The organism is Brachybacterium sp. AOP42-C2-15 (assembly GCF_052377065.1).
Taxonomy (GTDB): domain Bacteria; phylum Actinomycetota; class Actinomycetes; order Actinomycetales; family Dermabacteraceae; genus Brachybacterium.
The window spans coordinates 15,667-36,884 of sequence record NZ_JBQSWK010000027.1; the positions used below are offsets into that span (position 1 = coordinate 15,667).

17 protein-coding genes are annotated in these 21,218 nt (G+C 70.6%); 12 read left to right on the top strand and 5 right to left on the bottom strand.

What is annotated here, in order from left to right:
* Positions 1 to 56 precede the first annotated feature (56 nt).
* Positions 57 to 1,229 carry a N(5)-(carboxyethyl)ornithine synthase gene (locus ACT3SQ_RS13980; protein WP_441445233.1) on the bottom strand — a complete coding sequence of 391 codons (1,173 nt, stop codon included), beginning with the start codon at positions 1,227 to 1,229 and terminating at the stop codon, positions 57 to 59.
* A 450-nt stretch (positions 1,230 to 1,679) separates the two neighbouring features.
* On the opposite strand from ACT3SQ_RS13980, the gene ACT3SQ_RS13985 reads away from it, so the two are divergent.
* From ACT3SQ_RS13985 to ACT3SQ_RS14005, 5 genes are all read left to right on the top strand, one after another.
* Positions 1,680 to 4,655, top strand: coding sequence for a GH32 C-terminal domain-containing protein (locus tag ACT3SQ_RS13985; protein WP_444601248.1), 2,976 nt, complete (start codon positions 1,680 to 1,682; stop codon positions 4,653 to 4,655).
* 234 nt (positions 4,656 to 4,889) lie between these two features.
* Positions 4,890 to 6,437, top strand: coding sequence for an ATP-binding cassette domain-containing protein (locus ACT3SQ_RS13990; RefSeq protein ID WP_444592449.1), 1,548 nt, complete (start codon positions 4,890 to 4,892; stop codon positions 6,435 to 6,437).
* A 27-nt stretch (positions 6,438 to 6,464) separates the two neighbouring features.
* Positions 6,465 to 7,745, top strand: coding sequence for a sugar ABC transporter permease (locus tag ACT3SQ_RS13995; protein WP_442332806.1), 1,281 nt, complete (start codon positions 6,465 to 6,467; stop codon positions 7,743 to 7,745).
* A 146-nt stretch (positions 7,746 to 7,891) separates the two neighbouring features.
* The gene (locus tag ACT3SQ_RS14000) at positions 7,892 to 8,989 is read left to right on the top strand and encodes a substrate-binding domain-containing protein (protein ID WP_441445230.1); all 1,098 of its coding nucleotides are present in this window, start codon (positions 7,892 to 7,894) and stop codon (positions 8,987 to 8,989) included.
* A gap of 75 nt (positions 8,990 to 9,064) precedes the next feature.
* Positions 9,065 to 10,099: a LacI family DNA-binding transcriptional regulator gene (locus ACT3SQ_RS14005; protein ID WP_444601221.1), complete on the top strand. Its 1,035-nt coding sequence runs from the start codon at positions 9,065 to 9,067 to the stop codon at positions 10,097 to 10,099.
* Between the two features lie 12 nt (positions 10,100 to 10,111).
* On the opposite strand, the gene ACT3SQ_RS14010 is transcribed toward ACT3SQ_RS14005, so the two are convergent.
* Positions 10,112 to 10,399: an MGMT family protein gene (locus tag ACT3SQ_RS14010; protein ID WP_442332809.1), complete on the bottom strand. Its 288-nt coding sequence runs from the start codon at positions 10,397 to 10,399 to the stop codon at positions 10,112 to 10,114.
* Positions 10,400 to 10,520: 121 nt separating this feature from the next.
* Between ACT3SQ_RS14010 and dld the strand changes: the two genes are divergently transcribed.
* The gene (gene dld / locus ACT3SQ_RS14015; protein WP_444601222.1) at positions 10,521 to 12,230 is read left to right on the top strand and encodes a D-lactate dehydrogenase; all 1,710 of its coding nucleotides are present in this window, start codon (positions 10,521 to 10,523) and stop codon (positions 12,228 to 12,230) included.
* Between the two features lie 42 nt (positions 12,231 to 12,272).
* Here dld and ACT3SQ_RS14020 read toward each other — a convergent pair whose 3' ends face one another.
* Both ACT3SQ_RS14020 and ACT3SQ_RS14025 read right to left on the bottom strand, forming a co-directional pair.
* The gene (locus ACT3SQ_RS14020; protein WP_444601223.1) at positions 12,273 to 13,535 is read right to left on the bottom strand and encodes an acyl-CoA dehydrogenase family protein; all 1,263 of its coding nucleotides are present in this window, start codon (positions 13,533 to 13,535) and stop codon (positions 12,273 to 12,275) included.
* On the bottom strand, positions 13,532 to 15,016 hold the full coding sequence (locus ACT3SQ_RS14025) for a dipeptide ABC transporter ATP-binding protein (RefSeq protein WP_444601224.1): 1,485 nt from the start codon (positions 15,014 to 15,016) through the stop codon (positions 13,532 to 13,534). The genes ACT3SQ_RS14020 and ACT3SQ_RS14025 overlap by 4 nt, the downstream gene beginning before the upstream one ends.
* Before the next feature lie 14 nt (positions 15,017 to 15,030).
* Between ACT3SQ_RS14025 and ACT3SQ_RS14030 the strand changes: the two genes are divergently transcribed.
* The 3 genes from ACT3SQ_RS14030 (at position 15,031) to ACT3SQ_RS14040 (ending at position 17,067) form a co-directional block, all read left to right on the top strand.
* Positions 15,031 to 15,378 (top strand): hypothetical protein, encoded by a 348-nt coding sequence (locus ACT3SQ_RS14030; protein WP_444601225.1) that lies wholly within the window; start codon positions 15,031 to 15,033, stop codon positions 15,376 to 15,378.
* Positions 15,379 to 15,695: 317 nt separating this feature from the next.
* Positions 15,696 to 16,406: a winged helix-turn-helix domain-containing protein gene (locus tag ACT3SQ_RS14035; protein ID WP_444601226.1), complete on the top strand. Its 711-nt coding sequence runs from the start codon at positions 15,696 to 15,698 to the stop codon at positions 16,404 to 16,406.
* Positions 16,407 to 16,413: 7 nt separating this feature from the next.
* On the top strand, positions 16,414 to 17,067 hold the full coding sequence (locus tag ACT3SQ_RS14040; protein ID WP_444601227.1) for a nucleotidyltransferase family protein: 654 nt from the start codon (positions 16,414 to 16,416) through the stop codon (positions 17,065 to 17,067).
* 30 nt (positions 17,068 to 17,097) lie between these two features.
* Here ACT3SQ_RS14040 and ACT3SQ_RS14045 read toward each other — a convergent pair whose 3' ends face one another.
* Positions 17,098 to 17,835 carry a YoaK family protein gene (locus tag ACT3SQ_RS14045; protein WP_444601228.1) on the bottom strand — a complete coding sequence of 246 codons (738 nt, stop codon included), beginning with the start codon at positions 17,833 to 17,835 and terminating at the stop codon, positions 17,098 to 17,100.
* A 99-nt stretch (positions 17,836 to 17,934) separates the two neighbouring features.
* Here ACT3SQ_RS14045 and ACT3SQ_RS14050 point away from each other — a divergent pair, with 99 nt between their 5' ends.
* Genes ACT3SQ_RS14050 through uraD form a run of 3 tightly spaced genes read left to right on the top strand, consistent with a single transcriptional unit; the run spans position 17,935 to position 21,187 of the window.
* Positions 17,935 to 19,038: an acetamidase/formamidase family protein gene (locus ACT3SQ_RS14050; protein WP_444601229.1), complete on the top strand. Its 1,104-nt coding sequence runs from the start codon at positions 17,935 to 17,937 to the stop codon at positions 19,036 to 19,038.
* Positions 19,035 to 20,693 (top strand): AtzH-like domain-containing protein, encoded by a 1,659-nt coding sequence (locus ACT3SQ_RS14055; RefSeq protein ID WP_444601230.1) that lies wholly within the window; start codon positions 19,035 to 19,037, stop codon positions 20,691 to 20,693. Before ACT3SQ_RS14050 ends, ACT3SQ_RS14055 begins: the two co-directional genes overlap by 4 nt.
* Complete coding sequence (uraD, locus tag ACT3SQ_RS14060; RefSeq protein ID WP_444601231.1) at positions 20,690 to 21,187, top strand: 2-oxo-4-hydroxy-4-carboxy-5-ureidoimidazoline decarboxylase; 498 nt, start codon at positions 20,690 to 20,692, stop codon at positions 21,185 to 21,187. Before ACT3SQ_RS14055 ends, uraD begins: the two co-directional genes overlap by 4 nt.
* Positions 21,188 to 21,218 lie beyond the last annotated feature (31 nt).

Consider the following 21,218-nt stretch of genomic DNA (forward strand, 5'->3'; position numbering starts at 1 on the left):
GCGGGTCGGCCGCGGGTCCTCGCTGAGCGCTGCGCGACGACGCGATGCCCCGCCGCTCAGCGGTGGGGGTACTCGCTCTCGCGGCCCTGGAACTCGACGATCGCAGGATTCCTGATCACGCCGTCCTGGATCTCGATCGCATGATCGATGACGGACTCGGCGGCCCAGGCCGCGGGCCCTGCCATGACGGTCTCGACGAAGGGGAGCAGCGCGGAGCTGTTCTCCCAGCTCGCGGAGTTCCACAGGTACGAGGGGCTGTGGTCCACCGCGTAGTAGTGGATGTTGTTGTCCAGCTCGATCATCGGCGCCTTGAAGGTGGTGGGGCGCGCCCAGGCGAACCCCATCCCCTCATCGCAGGAGACGTCCACGATCAGGCTCCCGGGCCGGAACTTCGGCAGATCGCTCTCGCGCAGGTAGAGCAGCGGGGCGTTGGGATCCTGCAGGGTGCAGTTGACCACCACGTCGCTCTCGGCGAGGAACGGGGCCAGGGGCACCACCCCGTCGTCGGTGATGACCTCGCTCAGGTACGGGCCCTCCTCGTGACCGAACTGGACGATGTCCACCGAGTGGATCGGGGAGCCGACCGCCGCGACCGCACGATTGGTCAGCACCCGCACCTGGGAGATGCCGTGGGCGCTCAGCGCCGTGATCGCGCCCCGCGCCGTGGCGCCGAAGCCGATCACCGTGGCGGTGAGACGCCGTCCGTAGTTCCCCGTCGTGCCCCGCAGCTGCAGGGCGTGCAGCACCGAGCAGTAGCCCGCCAGCTCGTTGTTCGCGTGGAACACGTGCAGCGTGAAGGAGCCGTCGGGGCCCCAGTGGTTCATCGCCTCGAACGCGATCAGCGTGAGGCGCTTGTCGATCGCCAGCTGCGTGAGCTCACGGTCCTGCACGCAGTGCGGCCAGCCCCAGAGGATCTGTCCCTCGCGCATCGCGCGGATGTCCTCGTGCTGCGGCTTCGGCAGCACCAGCACGTCGGCCGCGGCGAACACCTCCTCGCGGGTGCCGACGCGACCCACCAGCGCAGCGATCTTCGCGTCGGACATCCCGAAGGGGAGCCCGTATCCCTCCTCGACCAGGATGCGGCGCCGCAGGTGCTCGGGAATGCGGTCCAGATGCGCGGGATGCACCGGCACCCGGCGCTCGTCCGGCTTGCGCGAGGCCCCGATCAGTCCGAGGGTGAGCGGGGCATCGGTGACCGATCCGCCATGGCCATTCTGGGAAGGCTGCACGTGTGTCCGTTTCCGGGCGCCTGGTGGCCCCTGGTTCACGACGATAGAGCATGGCTCCTCGGCTGCTTCGAGCAGGGGGGTCTCGCGCGGTCAGGCATCGCAGTTGTCCGGTCCGACCTGCGCAGGTGCCGTCAGGGGCACGCTGTCGCCCGACGCTGCAGTGCCAGCTCGGATCCGGCAGGCGTCGTGCCGTGACGTGGTGGACACCGGGCAGAACGTTCAGTAGGGTGCAGTCGGCACCAAATAGACAACGTTGTCAGAGCGTCCGTCACGACTGCGTCGTCCACGGCACCTGGACGCTACGACGCCATCCCGGCTACTCCCGATGGAGGGAACCGACTCATGCTCCACACCACAGCTCCGCCTCGCGCCCTGCGCCTCCTGTGCGCTGGCGCCGCTGCCACCTTGATCCTCGGGCTGGGCGCGGCGCCCAGCTTCTCCTAGGGCACGATCGGCTCCGAGCCGAACCGTCCGGGCTACCACTACACGCCCGAGCGGAACTGGATGAACGACCCCAACGGGATGGTGTTCCACGACGGTCTCTACCACCTGTATTACCAGTACAACCCCGAGGGGAGCGTTTGGGGGAATATGTCGTGGGGGCATGCGACCAGCCCCGATCTCATGACCTGGACCGAGCAGACCCTCGCGATCGGGCAGAGCTTCGATGATGACGGGAACAGCATCGAGGACATCTTCTCGGGGTCCGTGGTCGTGGATCACGGCAACACCAGCGGGCTCGGCACGGGCGACGAGGACCCGCTGATCGCGCTGTACACCAGTGCATATACGGGCAGCCATCCTGAGCATGCCGGGAAGCAGGCGCAGTCTCTCGCGTTCTCCACGGATGGAGGGTTCACCTGGGAGAAGTACGAGGGGAATCCCGTCGCTGATCGCGACTCGGGCAACTTCCGCGACCCGAAGGTGTTCTGGTACGAGGGGGCGACTCCGGCAGAGTCCCACTGGGTCATGGTGGCGGTCGAGGCGACCGACTACCAGGTCGTCGTCTACACCTCGGATGATCTCCTGAACTGGGAGTTCGCCTCCGACTTCGGGCCCGCCAATGCGGTCGGCGGCATCTGGGAGTGCCCGGACCTCTTCGAGCTCCCGGTGGACGGGAACCCCGAGGAGACCCGCTGGGTCATGATCGTGAACCTCAACCCCGGCTCCGTCGCCGGGGGCAGCGGCGGCCAGTACTTCGTGGGCGACTTCGATGGCACCACCTTCACTGCAGAGAACATCGTGGATGACATCCCTGCCCCGGACGGCGAGGTCCTCTGGGACTTCGAGAACGGGGACTTCTCCGGATGGGACGTTGCGAACGAAGAGGGTCAGGCCGAGAGCGGCCCCTTCGGGAGTGCGCCAGCAGAGGGGCCCGTCAGCGGCCAGCAGTCCGTGAACGGTGTCGAGGGTGGAGGCTTCGTCAACTCGTTCCACGGCGGCGACGGGCCGGTCGGCGCGATGGAATCCGAGCCGTTCACCATCGAGCGCGAACATCTCGGCTTCCTCGTCGGCGGAGGGAACAATCCGCATCGGGAGGGCACTCGGCCTGATAACGACCCGCCGGCGGGCACCGCGCTCTGGAACGGCTTCGAGGAGGCCGACGGCGCAGTCACCCTCGCGGACATGGGCTGGACCGGCAGCGGCGACCTCGCCGCCACAGGCAGCCCGTCCACCGCGGGCGGCGAGTACGCCCTCGGCGACAAGCGCATCAACACCTGGGAGGGCGGCCCCAAGGGCGACGACAACCTCGGGACGCTGACCTCTCCCGAATTCACGATCGACGGTGACTACCTGAACATGCTGGTGGGCGGGGGAGCGCGTACGGAGGCGTCCGACGAGACCCTCGAGGTGCAGCTCATGGTCGACGGCGAGGTGGTGCGGAGTCAGACCGGGCCCGAGGATGGCGCGCTGAACTGGCGCCACTGGGACCTCTCCGAGCTGCAGGGCCGCACCGCTCAGCTGCGCGTGGTCGACGAGGCCACGGGAGGCTGGGGCCACCTGACCCTCGACCACGTCGTCATGGGCGACGAGGCCGCACTGCCCCGGGGTGACGAGACCACGGTGAACCTCGTCGTCGACGGCGAGGTGGTCCGCACCGCCACCGGTTCCGACAGCGAGAACCTGGACTGGCACAACTGGGAGGTGGGTGAGTTCGAGGGCCAGCAGGCCTCGCTCCGCATCGTCGACAACAGCAGCGGCGGGTGGGGGCACATCCTCGTCGATCACTTCGTCGCCACGGACGCGCCGATCGCCTCCTCGTTGGAGAACTATCAGTGGATGGACTGGGGCAGCGACTACTACGCGACCGTCTCCTACTCCGATGCCCCTGACGGCAAGCGAATCACTCAGGGCTGGATGAACAACTGGCTCTACGCCGGTGACGTCCCCGTCTCTCCCTGGGTCTCCGCGATGACCTTGCCGCGTGAGGTGGGGCTGAGCCGCACCGACCACGGCATCGAGCTGGTTCATGCTCCGGTCCAGCAGGCCGAGGACTCGCTCGTGGAGGAATCGCGCCAGAGCGTCGCCGATGTCGCCGTGGCAGAGGGGACCGCTCCGCTCAGCGCCGACGGCGAGACGATCAGCGGGGACATGCTCCGCATCGATCTGCGTCTCGATCCGGGCTCGGCGACTCGCGCGGGGGTCGTGGTGAGTGCGTCCGACGGATTCACCGCCGATCCGGCCGCCAGCGCCGACGACGCGCAGGGAACCCTCGTGGGCTACGACGCCGAGCGCGGGAAGGCCTTCGTGGACCGGTCGCGCTCGGGCGAGGTCGACTTCCACAGCGCGTTCCCCGGCCAGGTCGAGGCGCCGGTCACGCTCGAGGACGACGGCACGGTCTCCTTCAGCATCTGGCTGGACCGCTCCTCCGTCGAGGTGTTCGCGCAGGACGGCACCAGGACGATGACCGAGCTGATCTTCCCCGGCGCGGACTCTCAGCAGGTGCTCGCCTTCGCCGAGGGCGGCGACGCGAAGATCGTCGACGCGACGGTGGCCCCGGTGGAGCAGACCATGTTCGCAGGAGGATCGACGGAGCCGACGGAGCCGACGGAACCGACGGAACCGACGGAACCGACGGAACCGACGGAACCGACGGAACCGACGGAACCGGCCGAGCCGACGGAACCGGCCGAGCCGACGGAACCGGCCGAGCCGACGGAACCGGCTGAGCCGACGGAGCCGACAGATCCAGCAGATCCGGCTGAGCCGACGGATTCGGCCGCCCCGGCGGTGCCGTCCGATGGTCCCGGCGCCGGAGACCCGTCCCAGGGCGGTGCTCCGGCGAGCTCCGAGCCCCCTCGGGCCGGCGGGAGCCTGGCCATGACGGGCATCAACGCCCTCACGGGAGCGGCGGCCGCACTCGCACTGGTCATCGCCGGAGCGTCGGCAGTCGTCATCTCCCGCTCCCGGCGGCGCGGACTCTGAGGTGACTGCCGCGCCTCGGGACTGCACAGCGGTCCCGGGGCGCGGCCTACACGTCGGCCCTGACCTGCGGGCGCGCACGAGTTATCTGATCGTGATCTGCGCGTGACCGAAGAGTCGGAGTGCGGCCCTACACTGACAACGTTGTCTTCCCGGTGTGAGGGCAGCCGCGTCCCAGCATCATCGGGACGGCAACGCCACCGCACGGTGGCACTCAATGAGGAGTCGGAGGTAGAGATGGTCGATCCGCACGCAGTTCTCGAGATGCGGAACATCACCAAGCTGTTCCCGGGGGTCCGCGCGCTCGACGACGTCACGATGACCGTCCGCCGCGGCGACATCCACGCGATCTGCGGGGAGAACGGCGCCGGGAAGTCGACGCTCATGAAGGTGCTGTCCGGCGTGTACTCCCACGGCACCTACGGCGGGCAGATCGTGTTCGAGGGCGAGGAGATGGCGTTCAAGGACATCAAGTCCTCGGAGAGCGCCGGCATCGTCATCATCCACCAGGAGCTCGCCCTCATCCCCGAGCTCTCCGTCACCGAGAACATCTTCCTCGGCAACGAGATCGTCGCCGGTGGTCTCATCGACCGGCGCGAAGCCCGGCGCCGCTGCCGCGACCTGCTCGCTCGCGTGGGCCTCGACGTCGACCCGGACATGGCGGTGAAGTACCTGGGCGTGGGCCAGCAGCAGCTGGTCGAGATCGCGAAAGCGCTGTCGAAGAACGTCAAGCTGCTGATCCTGGATGAGCCCACGTCCGCGCTGAACGAGGACGACTCGGAGAACCTGCTCCTGCTGATGAAGGGTCTCAAGGGCCGCGGGATCACGTCGATCATGATCTCCCACAAGCTCAACGAGATCGCCGCCGTCTCCGATGCGGTCACCGTGATCCGCGACGGCCGCACGGTCGAGACCTACGCGGTCGAGGCGGGCCATGTCGACGAGGACCGCATCATCCGCGCGATGGTGGGCCGCTCGCTCGACAACCGCTACCCCGAGCACGAGCCGAACACCGGCGGTGAGACGATCATCGAGGTGAAGGGCTGGACCGTGGAGCATCCGAACGTGCCCGGCAAGCTCGTGTGCGATGACGAGAGCTTCGTCGCGCGCCGCGGAGAGATCGTGGGCTTCGCCGGACTCATGGGAGCCGGCCGCACCGAGCTCGCACGCTCGCTGTTCGGTCGCTCCTACGGCATCCACCGCTCCGGTCAGCTGTTCCTCCACGGCGAGCCCGTCGTGCTGAACACCGTGCGAGACGCGATCCGTCACCGCCTCGCCTATGTCTCCGAGGACCGCAAGCTGCTCGGCCTGAACCTCCTGGACAACATCAAGCAGACCATCGTCTCCGCGAACCTGGGCGCCGTCGTGCGGCGCGGGCTGATCGACGGGTCGAAGGAGCGGGCGGTCGCCGAGCGGTACCGCAAGTCGCTGCGCATCAAGACCCCCGGCATCGACGTCGGCGTCGCGACCCTCTCGGGAGGCAACCAGCAGAAGGTCGTCCTGGCCAAATGGCTGTTCCCCGAACCCGAGGTGCTGATCCTGGACGAACCGACCCGTGGGATCGACGTGGGAGCGAAGTTCGAGATCTACAAACTCATCCAGGAGCTCGCTGATCAGGGCAAGGCGGTCATCGTCATCTCCTCCGAGCTGCCCGAGATCCTGGGGATCTGCGACCGGATCTACACGATCTGCGAAGGGCGCATCACCGGTGAGGTGCCCCGCTCCGAGGCCGATCAGGAAACGCTCATGCGCATGATGACCACCACCGTCGGCTCCGCCGCCTGACCGACGCAGTAACGAGAGAGCACACTCATGAATGTTGTGAAGCAGATTTTCGGGACGGATTTCCGTCAGTTCACGATGGTCTTCGCCCTTGTGGCACTACTCCTCGGGTTCCACATCGCCTCCGGCGGCAACATGCTGACGCCGGGGAACATGCAGAACCTCATCGCCGGCAACGCCTACGTGCTGATCCTGGCGATCGGCATGGTGATGGTCATCGTCATCGGCCACATCGACCTCTCCGTCGGCTCCGTGGCCGGCTTCGTCGGGATGTGCGTGGCGCTGTCCGCCCGCGACCTCAGCTTCCCTTGGTGGGCGGCGCTGCTCACCGGCCTGGTGGTGGGCGTCGCGATCGGCGCCTGGCACGGCTTCTGGCTCGCGAAGATCGGCATCCCCGGATTCATCACGACCCTCGCCGGGATGATGATCTTCCGCGGCGGCGTGATCTGGCTCAGCGGCTCCGTCAGCGTTCCCGTGCCGCCGGAGCTGAACGTGCTCGGCGCGGGCTACCTGCCCGAGTGGGGCCCGGCCTTCACTAACCTCAACAACTCGACGCTGCTGCTCGGCATCCTCGCGATCGCCTTCTACGCCTGGAGCCAGATCAGCACGCACCGCCAGCGCGTCGCCGATGGCGAGACCGGACTGAACTTCACCGCGGTGATCATCCGCCTGGTGCTGGTCGGCGCTGTCCTCGGCTACGTCACGTACCTGTTCGGCAGCGGCCGTCCCGGCACGTCCTTCCCGGTGCCCGGCCTGATCCTCGTCTTCCTCGTGATCGTCTACCACGTCATCACCCAGCGCACCACGTTCGGTCGCCACATCTACGCCGTGGGCGGCAACAAGCAGGCCGCCGCGCTCTCCGGCGTGAGCGTCGCCAAGGTGCACTTCTTCGTCATGATGAACATGTCGTTCCTCGCGGCGCTCGCGGGCATCCTCTTCGTCGCCCGTGCGACCTCCGCCGGACCCACCGACGGCAACATGTGGGAGCTCGACGCGATCGCGGCCGTGTTCATCGGCGGGGCCGCGGTCTCCGGCGGGATCGGCACCGTGGCGGCGACCATGATCGGCGGGCTCGTCATGGCCACCTTGAACTCGGGACTGTTCCTGATGGGCGTGGGCCAGGACAAGACGCAGGTGATCAAGGGCCTCGTGCTCCTCGCCGCCGTCGCGTTCGACGTCTACAACAAGCAGCAGGGCCGCCCCTCGATCACCGGCCGGCTCTTCGGCGACCGGAAGACGTCGGAGAGCACCACCGACTCGACGCAGATCGCGCCGACCGCGCCGACCGCGCCGGGAACTGCCAAGAACTGACCCTTCGGCACCCGGGCACGCTCCAGCACCCGGGCACGCTCCCACAGTCGGGATCCTGCCCGCGGCGCCCGCCACTGAACCCACCTGACCCACTCAACCCACCCTGGAGCCCGATGGCGGGCCTCCACATCACCTGAGGAGAAATCATGAAGAGAAGGACTTTCACGCTCGGCGGCGCAGCCGCGGCCGGTGCACTGCTCCTGGCAGCCTGCGGCGAGGGCCGCGGCGGCGGCGAGACGGCCGGCGGTGAAGAAGCCGGCAGCGGCTTCCCCGCCGATGCCACCATCGGTGTGTCCCTGCCGTGGCTCGGGACGCAGAACTGGGCCGAGGCCCAGGCCATGTTCGAGGAGCAGCTCAAGAGCGCCGGCTTCACCCCGCTGATCCAGGCGGCGGACAACAAGGTGCCGCAGCAGCAGCAGCAGATCGAGGCGATGGTCCAGCAGGGCGCGAAGGCGATCGTCGTCGGCCCCATCGACGGCACCCAGCTGGGCAGCGCGCTGAAGGCGGCGAAGGACGCCGGCGTGCGGATCATCGGCTACGACCGTCTGATCGAGAACACCGACGCCGTCGACGGTGTGGTGCAGTTCGGCAGCATCCGCACCGGTGAGCTGCAGGGCCAGTCCCTCCTCGACGGCCTCGCCGAGCGCAAGGGCGAAGGCCCGTACAACATCGAGCTGTTCGGCGGCGGTCCCGCCGATCCGAATGCCCCGAACTTCTTCGAGGGCGCGATGTCGGTCCTCCAGCCGAAGATCGACGACGGCACGCTCGTGGTCGTCTCCGGGCAGACGGACTTCCAGCAGGTCGCGACCCAGGACTGGGACAACGGCAAGGCCCAGACCCGCATGGACTCGCTGCTCGCCGCGAACTACTCGGACAAGCCCGTCGACGGCGTGCTCTCCCCGAACGACGGCATCGCCCGCGCGATCATCACCTCGTGCAAGGGCGCCGGCCAGGACATCCCCGTGGTCGACGGCCTCGACGCCGAGACGGAGTCGATCAAGTCGATCTGGGCCGGCGAGCAGTACTCGACCGTGCACAAGCCGACGAAGGACCTCGTGGCCAAGACCGTCGAGATCATCGCCGCTTTCCAGAAGGGTGAGGAGGCGCCGGCGGCCGAGGAGTCGGAGAACAACGGCGTGATCGACGTGCCGATCTATGCACTGGATCCGATCGTCGTGACCGAGGCGAACGCGGAAGAGATCTTCGCAGACGATCCCGACCGTCTCGCGCTCCTCGAAGGCTGAGACAGGACACGCTGGTGGCCCCGGGACTCGCAGCCTCGGGGCCACCACCCCTTGCTGCGTATCGGAAGAGACGGCATGACGAAGAAGCGCGCCACCATGAAGGACGTCGCGGCACGTGCCGGGGTGGGCTTCAAGACCGTCTCCCGGGTGGTCAACGACGAAGCCGGGGTCTCCGACCAGACGGCGGCGAAGGTCCGCAGAGCCGCCGCTGAACTGAACTACCGGCGCGATATGACTGCCGGGAACCTCCGCCGTGCCGCGGGGCGCACGGACAGCATCGGCCTCCTCGTCGCGAGCGTCGACAACGAGTTCGACGCGAAGCTGCACCGCGCCGTCGAGGACGCCGCCCAGGAGCGCCGCGTCAGCGTGTTCTCCTCGAGCACCGACGAGGACGCCGATCGTGAGCGCCAGCGCGCCGTCACGCTCCTGGCACGGAGGGTCGACGGGCTCGTGCTCATGCCCTCGAGCGGCGACCTCTCCTACCTGCGGCACGAGCTCGACCTCGGCACACCGGTGATCGCCGTGGACCGCCCGCCGAAGGGCATCTCCATCGACACGCTCATGGTCGACAACGAGATCGGAGCCCGCGATTCCGTCACGCACCTGATCGAGCACGGGCACCGGCGGGTCGTGGTCCTGGCGCATCTGGCGACCCTGGTGACGTCCGCGCAGCGGATCGCCGGTGCGCGCAGCGCCTGGGCCGACGCCGGCCTCCCTGCGGACTCCCTGCAGGTGGTCGACGGGATATCCACCGCTGAGGACACAGCCCGCATCCTGGATGCCCTGCTGGAGGGGGATGACCCGCCGACTGCGGTGTTCGCCGCGCGCAACGCGATCGCTGTCGGCGTGGTGCGGGCGCTCCAGCGCCGCGGCCAGCAGCACGAGATCGCGCTGATCGGCTTCGACGACTTCGAGCACGCGGATCTGCTGGATCCCGCGGTGACCGTCGTCCGCCAGGATCCGGCTCGGCTCGGTGAGCTTGCGACGGAGCGGCTGTTCGCACGCCTGGACGACCACTCCCTCCCAGTGGAGCAGCTGGTCGTCAAGACCCGCCTGATCCGGCGACGATCCTGCGGATGCGCTGAGCATGGGGGCGCGACTACGGCCTGAGCCGGATCAGGATCAGTTCGAGCGCGGAACGCGCAGCCTGCGCAGATCCACCTTGTCGCCCACGAACGGGACGTGCTCCTGCGCCAGCAGCGAAGGAGCCGTGCCGCCGTGACACGCGGCGGGGGTTCCGTCGGCGCGGACGACTCTCCACCAGGGGATCTCCCCGGAGATGCGGGCGACGATCTGTCCCACCTGGCGGGGGTGCAGGCCGGTCTCCACGGCGATGTCCCCGTAGGTCATCACGCGTCCGGGCGGGATCTCGGCCGCAGTCGCACGGACCGCATCCTCGGAGCTCTGCATGGTGCCGTCCTTCCAGGGAGGATCCAGCGGGGCGAGGCAGCACGGTGACTGCCCTGCACCGCACGATAGTCGGCCGCGAGTAGCATCGGGATGCTGACCCGAGGCAAAGGAGCATCCGCACATGCACGCACCGCAGAACCACCGATCGGCGGGGGCCGTCGAGGCCTTCACCGAGATCATGGGGCGCAAGCACGTGCTCACCTCGGCCCGCGCCACGGCCCGCTACACCACCGGGGATCGCTTCGGGGCGGGCGAGGTGCTCGCCGTGCTGCGGCCGGGGTCGCTGGTGGACATGTGGCGCGCCCTGCAGGTGTGCGTGGACCACGACCTGATCGTCATCACCCAGGCCGCGAACACCGGACTCACCGGGGGCTCCGGTCCCGGTGACCAGGACTACGACCGCGACATCGTCATCCTCTCCACGCTGCGGATCGACCAGATCCATCTGCTCCACGACGCCCGTGAGGCGATCTGCCTGGCCGGCTCCACCCTCTTCGCCCTCGAGGAGATGCTCGCCCCGCACGGCCGCGAGCCGCACTCGGTGATCGGCTCGAGCTCGATCGGGGCGACCGTGGTGGGCGGCATCGCGAACAACTCCGGCGGCAGTCAGATCCGCAAGGGCCCCGCCTACACCGAGCAGGCGATCTTCGCGCGGGTCGACGAGCACGGGCAGATCCAGCTCGTGAACCACCTGGGCATCGACCTCGGCACCGATCCCACGCACATCCTGGACCGGCTGCAGCGCGGCGAGTGGGAGGCTGCCGACGTCACGCCGCCCCCGCCCGACTCCACCGGCACCGCCTACGCCGAGCACGTGCGCCAGCTCGCCGGCACCCCGGCCCGCTTCAACGCGGATCCGACGTTCCTCCACGAGGCCTCCGGCAACGCCGGCAAGCTCATGGTGTTCGCCGTGCGCACCCGTACCTTCCCGCTCGAGAAGGACAAGGCGACCTTCTACATCGGCACCGACGATCCCGCGTACCTCGAGGCTCTGCGCCGCGCCTTCCTCGCCGCGGACGGTCCGCTGCCGATCTCGGGGGAGTACATGAGCGCGCACGCCTTCGATCTGGCCGTGACCTATGGGAAGGACACGTACGTCTCCCTCAAGCACGCCGGCTCCCGCACCCTGGTGCGCATGTTCGCCCTGAAGGGCTGGGCGAACGGCGTGTTCGCGAAGGTGCCGGGCCTGGGGTCGTCGGTCGCCGATGCGATCTCCCAGAAGCTCTTCTCGCTGGTGCCGGAGAAGATCCCGGCGCGGCTCGTCCAGTACCGCGACCGCTTCGAGCATCATCTGCTGCTGGTGGTCAGCGGCAACCAGAAGGCGGCGACCGAGCAGCTGCTCACCGAGTTCTTCGCCGCTCCCGAGCATGAGGGCGGGTTCTTCGAGTGCGACGCCGGCGAGGCCGAGAGCGCCACGCTGATCCGCTTCGGCGTGGCCAGCGCCGCCAGTCGCTTCTTCGTCATGCACCGCGCGGAGGCCTCGGCCATGGTCACCTTCGACGTCGCGCTGCGCCGGGATGACCAGGACTGGCTCGAGGTGCTGCCCCCGGAGATCGCGGATCAGCTGCTCGAGAGCGTCTACTTCGGGCACTTCTTCTGCCACGTGCTGCACCAGGACCACGTGGCCAGGAAGGGCGTGGACCCGGTGGCGCTGAAGAAGACGATGACGGCGCTGCTCGAGAGCCGCGGCGCCGCCGTCCCCGCGGAGCACAACTACGGCCGTATCTACCCCGCCCCGGATCCGATGGTCGAGCACTTCAAACAGCTGGATCCGCTGAACATGTTCAACGCGGGGGTGGGTAAGACGTCGGCGAAGAAGGGATGGGCGTGAGTGGGACCTGATCCGGATGCATCCCGCAGGTGCGCATGAGGGTCAGCTCTTCTTCTCGCCCGTGGACCAGAAGTAGACCAGCCCCGTCCCGTTCAGCAGTCGGTCGCCGATGGCGCGCTCCTGATAGATCACCGGGTTGTGGGAGGCCAGGGTGCGGGCGTTGCGCCAGTGGCGGTCCAGCGCCCGTGCGGTCGAGGTCGCGGACGCCCCACCCACCTCGAACATCTCCGCGGTCACCGCGAGCACGTCGGGCACCGCGGTGAGCTGGGCCTGGATGGTGCGCAGCTCCGCCGCGTCGATCAGGTGAGCACGCTCTTCGTCGGTCGCCGACTGCGCTGTCGCGAGGAGCTGGGCCGCGGCCAGCACCGTCGCCTCCGCCGTCGCCGCTCGCGCAGAGATCCGGCCCACGACCTGCTGGACCAGCGGATCTTCTGCGGCAGTCGCGCCGCTGCCCTGGGAGTAGACCCGGGTGCGGGTGCGCACGAACTCGACCGCGTCCCGCACTGCCGCACGCCCCACCCCCACCAGGGAGGACAGCAGCACCAGCTGCAGGAACGCGGTCTGCGGCGTCGGCGCTCCGTCCCCGCCCTCGAGACGCTCGCGCACATGGCTGGCCGGCACCGCGACATCCTCGAACAGCGAGGAGCCGCTGCCGGTGAGGGTCTGACCGAAACCATCCCAGTCATCGCGCAGCGTGACGCCGGGGGAGTCCGCCCGCACTGTCACTCGGGCACGGCCGCCGGATCCGGTGCGGGCCGAGACGTTGATCCAGTCCGCGAACAGCGACCCGGTCGAGTAGTGCTTCTCGCCGGAGAGGCGGTAGCCGTCCTCGTCGGCGGTGACCGTGGTGACCAGGTCGCCGACTGTCGCGCTGGTGCGTTCGTGGCTGGCATTGCCGAACACGGCACCGCCGGCGACGAGACGGAACCAGTGCGCAGCGTCTTCTCTCGCAGCGTCTTCTCCGTCCGTGTCCTCTCCCTCCTCACCGAGCAGCAGGCCGTTCACGAAGGCGAAGTGGGCGCGCAGCAGCTGCGGCAGATTCGAATCGGCCTCGCCCAGATCGATCAGCAGCCGGAAGAACGTCTCGATCCCCGCGCCGCCGCCTCCGTGCTCTGTGGGCACGGTGACGGCGGTGAAGCCCGAATCCGCCAGTGCTCGCACCTGCGCGAAGGGCAGGATCCGGGCACGGTCCCGCTCGGCGGAGCCGGCAGCGATCTCGTCGAGGACAGGGGCGAACCGCTCGCGCAGTGCGTCGTACTCGCGCAGTGCCTGATCGGTGGCGGGGGAGTTCTGGGTGGTGGTCATGAGGCTTCCTGGAGGTCGCGGCGGGGGAGGGTGGAGACGAGCTGGCGGGTGTAAGGGTGCTGCGGGGCGTGCAGGACCTGGTCGGCGGTGCCGTGCTCGACCACCCGCCCACCCTGCATCACCAGCACCCGGTCGCTGACGTGGTGGATCACGCCGAGGTCGTGGGAGATGAACAGATAGGCGGTGCCGAGCGCTGCCTGCAGGTCGCCGAGCAGGTCCAGCACCTGCGCCTGCACGGACACATCGAGAGCGGAGACCGGCTCGTCCAGCACCAGCACCTCGGGATCGGTGGCGATGGCACGGGCGATCGCGGCACGCTGGCGCTGCCCGCCGGACATGGTCAGCGGATGCCGGGCGGCGAACGCGGGGTCGAGCCCCACTGCCTCCAGCAGCTCCGCGACCCGCGCTGAGCGGTCCCTCTCGCGGCCGCTGGATCCGGCGGAGCCTCGCGCTCCACCCCGCCGGCCCTGCCCGACGCCCAGGGCGTCGGCGATGGTGCGGCCGACGGTCCAGCGCGGATCGAAGGAGGAGAGCGGATCCTGCTGCACGACGGCGATCCGGTGCCGTCGGGAGCGCCGCTTCCGCTCGGGGATGCCTGTCCACGCCTCGCCGTCCAGCAGCACCTGCCCGGTGCTCGGTGGGGTCAGGCCCAGCGCCATCCAGGCGGTGGTCGACTTCCCGGACCCGGACTCGCCGACGATCCCGAGGGTCTCCCCGGCATCGAGGGTGAAGGACACGCCCTGGACCACGGGGCGGGTGCGCCCGTCGGGCCCGCGGTAGCTCTTGCCCAGCCCGATCGCCTCGAGCACGGGGCCCGCCTCCGGGGCGCGTTCGCGGGGCACTGCGGTGATCGTGGCGGGCGGCAGGTCGGAGAGCCGGTCGCCCCGGGAGGAGGCCGAGGGGATCGCCGCGAGCAGTCGGCGCGTGTACGGGTCCTGCGGGGAGGTGAGCACCTGCGCGGTGGGCCCCTCCTCGACGACGCGGCCCTGGTGCATCACCAGCACGTGGTCGGCGAGCCGTTCGACGACGGAGAGGTCGTGGCTGATCAGGATGATCGCGCGGCCTGCGGAGAGGTTCTGCTCGAGCAGCTCGAGCACCTGGGCCTGCACGGTCACATCCAGTGCGGTGGTGGGTTCGTCGGCGATCAGCACCTGGGGATCCAATGCCAGCCCGGCGGCGATCAGCGCCCGCTGGCGCAGCCCGCCGGAGAGCTCGCTGGGCAGCTGCCGGGCGCGCAGCTCCGGCTCCGGGACGGAGACCGAGGTCAGCAGCTCCTGAACCCGGGCAGGGCGCTGCGCGGCGGGCACCCGGTGCGCGCGCAGCGGCTCGGCGATCTCGGTGCCCACCGTGCGCAGCGGATCCAGGGAGACCAGGGCGTCCTGCAGCACATAGCCGATGCGGCTGCCGCGCAGATGGCGGAGCTGCTCGGGGGTCGCCTCGAGCACGTCGACCCCCACGTCCAGGGTGACGGGCGGGGTCATGCGTGCGGAGAATCGTGGCACAGCTCATCGACCGCGGCCTTCCCGTACGCAGCATGACTGATCTGCGTCATCACGGTGTCGAACTCTTCCTCGACACCCTCGAACAGGTGCCGGACGCGACGGCGTTCACCACGGCGCTATTCGCACTCCTCCTCGGAAATCCATGCCATGTCGCCTCCGAGAGTGTCCGCAGCAGTTTTCTCCGCACGGCGCTCAGCGCCGGCCCACTACACGACGGAGCCGCGCTGATCGGCCGTGCGCATTCGATCGAGCCACGATGTGCTGACGTCAGGGAGTACCACCTGGCCGTCGTCCTCGCCGAGCGCGATGGAGTGGTGTCTGCTCCACGCCGTCGTCGATGACTTCTCGATGACTGACAGGGTCTTGTGAAGCGGGACTGCCGCACGGGCAGGTCAAACTGTCACCTGACGGTGCGGCAGTCCCCCGCCCCCGGCACCGCCACCCGCGAGCTCCCGAGCGCGAGGACCGCAGCGTCGGAGACCACCGCCCGGGCGCCCTGGCGGTTCCGCCGCCGAGCTTCCCTCCCATGGACCGCTGGTCACGTTTCGGTCTCGGCGGCACTCCGGCATGGGCATGAAATGAGTGTTGCGGTGGAGTGGGGGAACGCGACGGGGACGTTTCATAGCCGCCCTGTCCTGATCCAGAAGGTGGTCCCGCGGTGAGCCGTCCCTCGCATTCCGGTCTGCGCGTCCTGCACATCTCCCCGGCACCCCTCGCCCTGCATCGCCCCGTCCTCCGGGCGCTCGCGATCCTGCCGCACACCGTGCACTACGCCGGGGCGTCGCAGCCCGAGCTGCAGCGCGCCCCTGAATGCGACGTCGCGGTGTTCGACGCGACCGCGGATCTCACCTGGGCCCCGCACATGGTGACCCGACTCGAGGCGGCCGGGCTCACCCTGCCGCTCGTCCTGATCATGGCCGAGAGCGGCCTGGCCGCCGCGCATCAGGACTGGGGAGCCGCTGACTATCTGCTCCCCGCCTCCGGACCGGCCGAGGTCGACGCCCGGCTGCGCCTCGCCCTCCGCTTCGCGCCCGCCCCCGAGGTCGGACCCGAGCTGATCACCGTGGGCGGCCTGGTGATCGACGAGACGAGCTATACCGCCACCCTGGACGAGCAGCCGCTCGAGCTGACCTTCAAGGAGTTCGAGCTGCTGAAGTACCTGGTCCAGCACCCGGGACGGGTGTTCTCCCGAGCCCAGCTGCTGCAGGAGGTGTGGGGATACGACTACTTCGGCGGGACCCGCACGGTGGACGTGCACGTGCGTCGCCTCCGCGCGAAGCTCGGCACCGGCATCGATTCCGCGATCCACACGGTCCGCAACGTCGGCTACCGCTTCGACCTGGCGGTCTCCGAGCTGCAGAGCGCCTGAGGCCCCCGTGTCACAGTCCGAGACCCGCCCCCGCCCCTCGCCCGACGAGCGCGAGCTCCCGGACACCACGGCCGTGCTGCTTGCCGCCGGTGAGGGGCGCCGTCTGGGCCGCGGTCCCAAGGCGATGCTGCAGAAGGACGGCGAGCCGCTGGTCGCCGTGCAGACGCGGCGCCTGCTCGCGGGCGGCTGCCGGGACGTGGTGGTGGTCGTCGGCGCCTACGGCGATCAGGTCGGCGCGGTGGCGCGCGAGGCGGGCGCGGTGGTAGTCGACAGCCCGCTGTGGCGGCTCGGCATTTCCGTCTCGCTGCGCGCCGGGGTGGCCGCCGCCCGTGCCCCGCATCTGCTGATCGCATTGGTGGATCAGGTGGGGCTCGACGCCGAGCTGGTGCGTCGGCTGCTCCGGGCGCATCGGCCGGGACGCGCGACCGCAGCGGCGTATCCCGGTCCGGACGGCAGACTCCTGCGCCGCCATCCTGTGCTGATGGACGCGGCCGACGCCCGGGAAGCCGCCGCTCAGGCCCACGGGGACCGTGGCGCGCGCGACTGGCTGCGCGCTCACGCAGGGCGCGTAGACCTCGTGGACTGCCGCGACCTGGACGACGGCAGCGATCTCGACACCGCTGTGGATCTCGCCCGGCTGGGGCTGCGCGCGGCCCGCTGACACAGGCCGGCCCTGCGCCCGACCCCGATCTCAGACCCGACCCCGCCGGTGCCCGATCAGCGCGGTGACCGCGCAGATCAGACCGGCCAGCACCAGGCCCGCCCCGACATGCACCCGCAATAGCAGTGCCCCGACGGTCGCGCCGACCAGCATCAGCGCCACCGCGAGCAGGCGCCGCGCCCACAGGGGCCCGGAGCCTCCGGCCAGGCGGGAGTCCATCGCCAGGCCCGTGATCGTGGAGGTGATGACCACGGTGGTCACGTCCTTCACCGCGATCGCCCGGGCGGTCGCGGCCTGCGCCCCCATCGCCAGGCCCAGCGCCCCGGTCACCCCCAGCAGCACCGGGTGCGGGGCATCTGCCCACAGCATCAGCAGGATCCCGAGGCAGATCACCAGCGTCCCGACGCCGCAGAGCAGGCCGGTGCACATCGCGGACCAGGCCCCGGTGAGGCTGCCGAGGGCGCGGCCGGCCAGGACCGCGCCCAGCACGAAGCCGACCAGGGCCAGCGCGGGCCCGGTCACTGGGAGGTCGTCCGCCCCGGTCAGCGCCATGCCGAGGATCACCACGTTGCCGGTCATGTTCGCGGTGAACACCCGGTCCAGCCCCAGGAAGCCGACGGCATCGACGATGCCGGTGGCGAAGGTGAGGGTGAGCATCAGGCGCAGGTGGGTTCGTTGCGGATCGCGCGCCGGGGGTCCGACGGGGGTTCCGTCGGCGGGTGCGGCCTCCGGGGCGGCGGCGAGGTCGGGGGAGGAGGTGTCCGTCATGGCTCGGACGCTATGCATCGTGCGAAACCCCGACGGCACAGCCGTGTAACAGGCGCGTAAAACCCCGCCGCTAGCGTGGGCGGCGACCTGAGGAGGAGCATGACCACCGAGATCCTGCGACCGGACGGCGCCCCCGGGGACGGCCCGGGGCCCGGAGCCGTCCATCTCCCCGTGGAGGAGGCGACGACCGTCTGGGGCCGACTGCCCTGCGCCGCGGACTCCCCGGTGCTGCGCCTCGATCCCGGCGACGAGGTGGTCGTGGACACCCTCAGCCACGAGGGGATCCTCGAGGACCAGGGCCGCGACCCGCTCGCCTTCTTCGCCGCCCACGGCGTCGACCCCGAACAGGTGCTGCCCGACGCGATCGCGATCGCCGCCGGACACGGCCGCCGCGATCCCGGACGCGACGGCCCGCATGTGGTCACCGGACCGATCCACGTCGCCGGAGCCCGCCCCGGCGACCTGCTGCGGATCACGATCCTCGAGCACACCCCGCGCGTCCCCTACGGCGTGGTCTCCAACCGCCATGGCCGCGGCGCCCTGCCCGGGGAGTATCCGCGCGGCGAGGGCACGGTGAGCGTCTTCGCCGGCGTCGAGGACGGACCCGACGGCCTGCTCGGGACCATGGCGCCGCGCGCCGGGGCCGAGCGCAGCATCCGGTTCCCACTGCATCCGTTCCTGGGGATCATGGGCGTGGCCGTTCCCGGCACGCAGCGCCCGCACTCGGTGCCGCCGGGCGCGCACGGCGGCAACATCGACCTGAACCTGCTGACTGCCGGCTCGGCCCTCTACCTGCCGGTGCAGGTCGAGGGGGCGCTCGCCTACCTCGGCGACCCCCACTTCGCGCAGGGCGACGGGGAGGTGGCGCTGACCGCGATGGAGGCCAGCCTCCGCAGCCGGCTACAGCTGGACGTGATCGCCCGCGAGGAGGCCGTCGCACAGTTCGGCGAGATCGCCGGGCCCCTCGCGGAGACCGCCGAGCACCTGGTCCCCACCGGCATGGACGAGGACCTCGACCGCGCCGTCCAGGACTGCGTGCGCCACGCGATCGCGCTGCTCCAGGCCCGCTGGGGCCTGGATCCGGAGCACGCCTACGCCTATCTCAGCGCCGCCACCGACTTCGACATCTCCCAGGTGGTGGACGTCGTCAAGGGCGTGCACGCCCGTATCCGCACGGCCGACTTCGCGGAGGTCCGTCGATGAGCATTCCGTCCACCCCACCCGCACCCGTCCCCGCGCCCTCGACCGACGGCCCCGCCGCTGCGCCCTCGACCGACGGACCTGTCGCCCACGGACCCGAGATCCCGGGCCTGCTCGAGGCGTTCTGGGCCTACGAGACCGCACTCATGGCCGACGATCTCCCCATGCTCGACACGCTGTTCGCGCCCGGTCCCGACACCCTGCGCGGGGACGCCGTCGGGCTGCTGCGCGGCCACGACGCGATCAGCGCCTTCCGCGGCGGGCGCGGCGGGGCGCCGGCGAGGCGGATCGTCGCGCTCGAGGTGCGCGCCCTCGGCGCGGAGCACGCCGCCGTGGTGGCGACCACCGAGCTGCTGCGCGGAGGCCGCGGCCAGCAGACCCAGGTGTGGCGGCGGGGCGAGGACGGCTGGAAAGTCGCCGTTGCCCACGTGGCCGTCGCCGCCCCCGCCCTGGACCGCCGCATCTGGCGGGTGGTCGGCGATCCGCTGCTCCCCTCCTCGCGCCCGCCCGGCGAGGGACCGGGGTCGCTCGACGGGGAGAGCATCGCCGTCAAGGACGTGATCGCCGTCGAGGGACAGCGGCTCGGCGGCGGAAGCCCCGCCCTGCTCGACCGGGCCCGCCCCGCGCCGCGCCATGCCGCCGCCCTGCAGACCCTGCTGGCGGCCGGTGCGGAGGTGCGCGGAATCGCCGCCACCGACGAGCTCGCCTACAGCCTCGCCGGGACGAACCATCACTACGGCACGCCTCCGAACCCTCGTGCCCCGCACCGGATCAGCGGCGGCTCCTCCTCCGGCCCCGCCTCCGCGGTGTCGCTCGGCCACGCGAGCATCGGCCTCGGCACGGACACCGGCGGCTCGATCCGGGTCCCCGCCGCCTTCCAGGGGCTGTGGGGGCTGCGTCCCACCTATGGCGCCGTCTCCCGGGAGGGCGTGCTCCCGCTCGCGCCGAGCTTCGACACCGTCGGCCTGCTCACCCGCGATCCGGCGCTGCTCGCCCGTGCCGCGACCGTCCTCCTGCCGGAGCCGGCATCGGTGCTCGAGGATCCGGTGCTGCGCCCCGTCCCGGGCCTCGAGCATCTGTTGGACGGCGAGGTCGCCGGAACCCTGGACAGCACGCTGCGCCGCTGGTCCGCCGCGGCGCGCCTCGAGGCCGCCGCACCGCTCGCGCCGGAGGAGCTGGAGAGCTGGGCCGAGGCGTTCCGGGTGCTCCAGGCGCGGGAGGCCTGGGCCGCCCACGGCGGGTGGGTGCGCGCCCACCGCGAGGCGCTCGCCCCCGACGTCGGCGCCCGCTTCGACGCCGCCGCCTCGCTCACTCCCGCCGACGAGGAGGCCGCCCGCGCGGTGCGCACCCGCGCCGTCGACGCGATCAGCGCGCGGCTCGCTGACGGGGTGCTGGTGGTGCCGGCGGCGTCGTCCGTCGCCCCGCTGCTGCACGAGGCCGCGGCGGGCTCGCCTGTGCTCGAGGGGCACCGCGCCCGCACCCTCCGCCTGACCTGCCTCGCGGGTCTCGCCGGGCTGCCCGCCGTCGCCGTCCCGCTGTCCACCGCGCCGACTCCCGGTGGACCGGCCCTCCCCACCGCCCTCACCCTGGTCGGCCCGCCCGGCAGCGACCTCGCCCTGATCCGCCTCGCCGCCCGCCTCGAAGGAGGATTCGCATGACACCGCGCACCGCCCTGGACCGTCTGAACAGCGCCCCGCCCGCGGGGCTCGCCGAGCAGCTGCGCGCCTGCGCCCCGATCGAGAGCTGGGTGAGGCGTCTGATCGCCGCCCGCCCGTACCCCGGCCGGGAGTCGCTGCTCGCCGAGGCGTCCGCCCGCGCCCGCGCCTGGAGCACCGAGGACGTTCTCGGCGCGCTCTCCCATCACCCGCGGATCGGGGAGCGGGCCGCGGGACTGAGCGCCGCCGAGTCGGCGCACTCCTCCGCCGAGCAGGCCGGGGTCGAGGACCCGGACGCGTGGGTCCTCGCCAATGCCCGCTACGAGCGACGCTTCGGCACCGTGTTCCTGATCCGCGCCGCGGGCCGTAGCCAGGCCGAGATGCTCGCCGAGCTCGAGCGCCGCCTCGGTCAGGACGACGAGGCGGAGCGGGCCGAACGGGCCGAGCAGCTCCGCCAGATCGCGCTGCTCCGCCTCGAGGCCCTGATCGCGGACTGACCCCGGCCCGAAACACCCGTGAAACGTCTGT

Bases quoted from the DNA above. Each gene is read 5' to 3' on its own strand.
- ACT3SQ_RS13990 (WP_444592449.1), top strand. From the start codon at position 4,890: ATGGTCGATCCGCACGCAGTTCTCGAGATGCGGAACATCACCAAGCTG.
- ACT3SQ_RS13995 (WP_442332806.1), top strand. From the start codon at position 6,465: ATGAATGTTGTGAAGCAGATTTTCGGGACGGATTTCCGTCAGTTCACG.
- ACT3SQ_RS14000 (WP_441445230.1), top strand. From the start codon at position 7,892: ATGAAGAGAAGGACTTTCACGCTCGGCGGCGCAGCCGCGGCCGGTGCA.
- ACT3SQ_RS14005 (WP_444601221.1), top strand. From the start codon at position 9,065: ATGACGAAGAAGCGCGCCACCATGAAGGACGTCGCGGCACGTGCCGGG.
- ACT3SQ_RS14010 (WP_442332809.1), bottom strand. From the start codon at position 10,399: ATGCAGAGCTCCGAGGATGCGGTCCGTGCGACTGCGGCCGAGATCCCG.
- dld (WP_444601222.1), top strand. From the start codon at position 10,521: ATGCACGCACCGCAGAACCACCGATCGGCGGGGGCCGTCGAGGCCTTC.
- ACT3SQ_RS14020 (WP_444601223.1), bottom strand. From the start codon at position 13,535: ATGACCACCACCCAGAACTCCCCCGCCACCGATCAGGCACTGCGCGAG.
- ACT3SQ_RS14025 (WP_444601224.1), bottom strand. From the start codon at position 15,016: ATGACCCCGCCCGTCACCCTGGACGTGGGGGTCGACGTGCTCGAGGCG.
- ACT3SQ_RS14045 (WP_444601228.1), bottom strand. From the start codon at position 17,835: ATGACGGACACCTCCTCCCCCGACCTCGCCGCCGCCCCGGAGGCCGCA.
- ACT3SQ_RS14050 (WP_444601229.1), top strand. From the start codon at position 17,935: ATGACCACCGAGATCCTGCGACCGGACGGCGCCCCCGGGGACGGCCCG.
- ACT3SQ_RS14055 (WP_444601230.1), top strand. From the start codon at position 19,035: ATGAGCATTCCGTCCACCCCACCCGCACCCGTCCCCGCGCCCTCGACC.
- uraD (WP_444601231.1), top strand. From the start codon at position 20,690: ATGACACCGCGCACCGCCCTGGACCGTCTGAACAGCGCCCCGCCCGCG.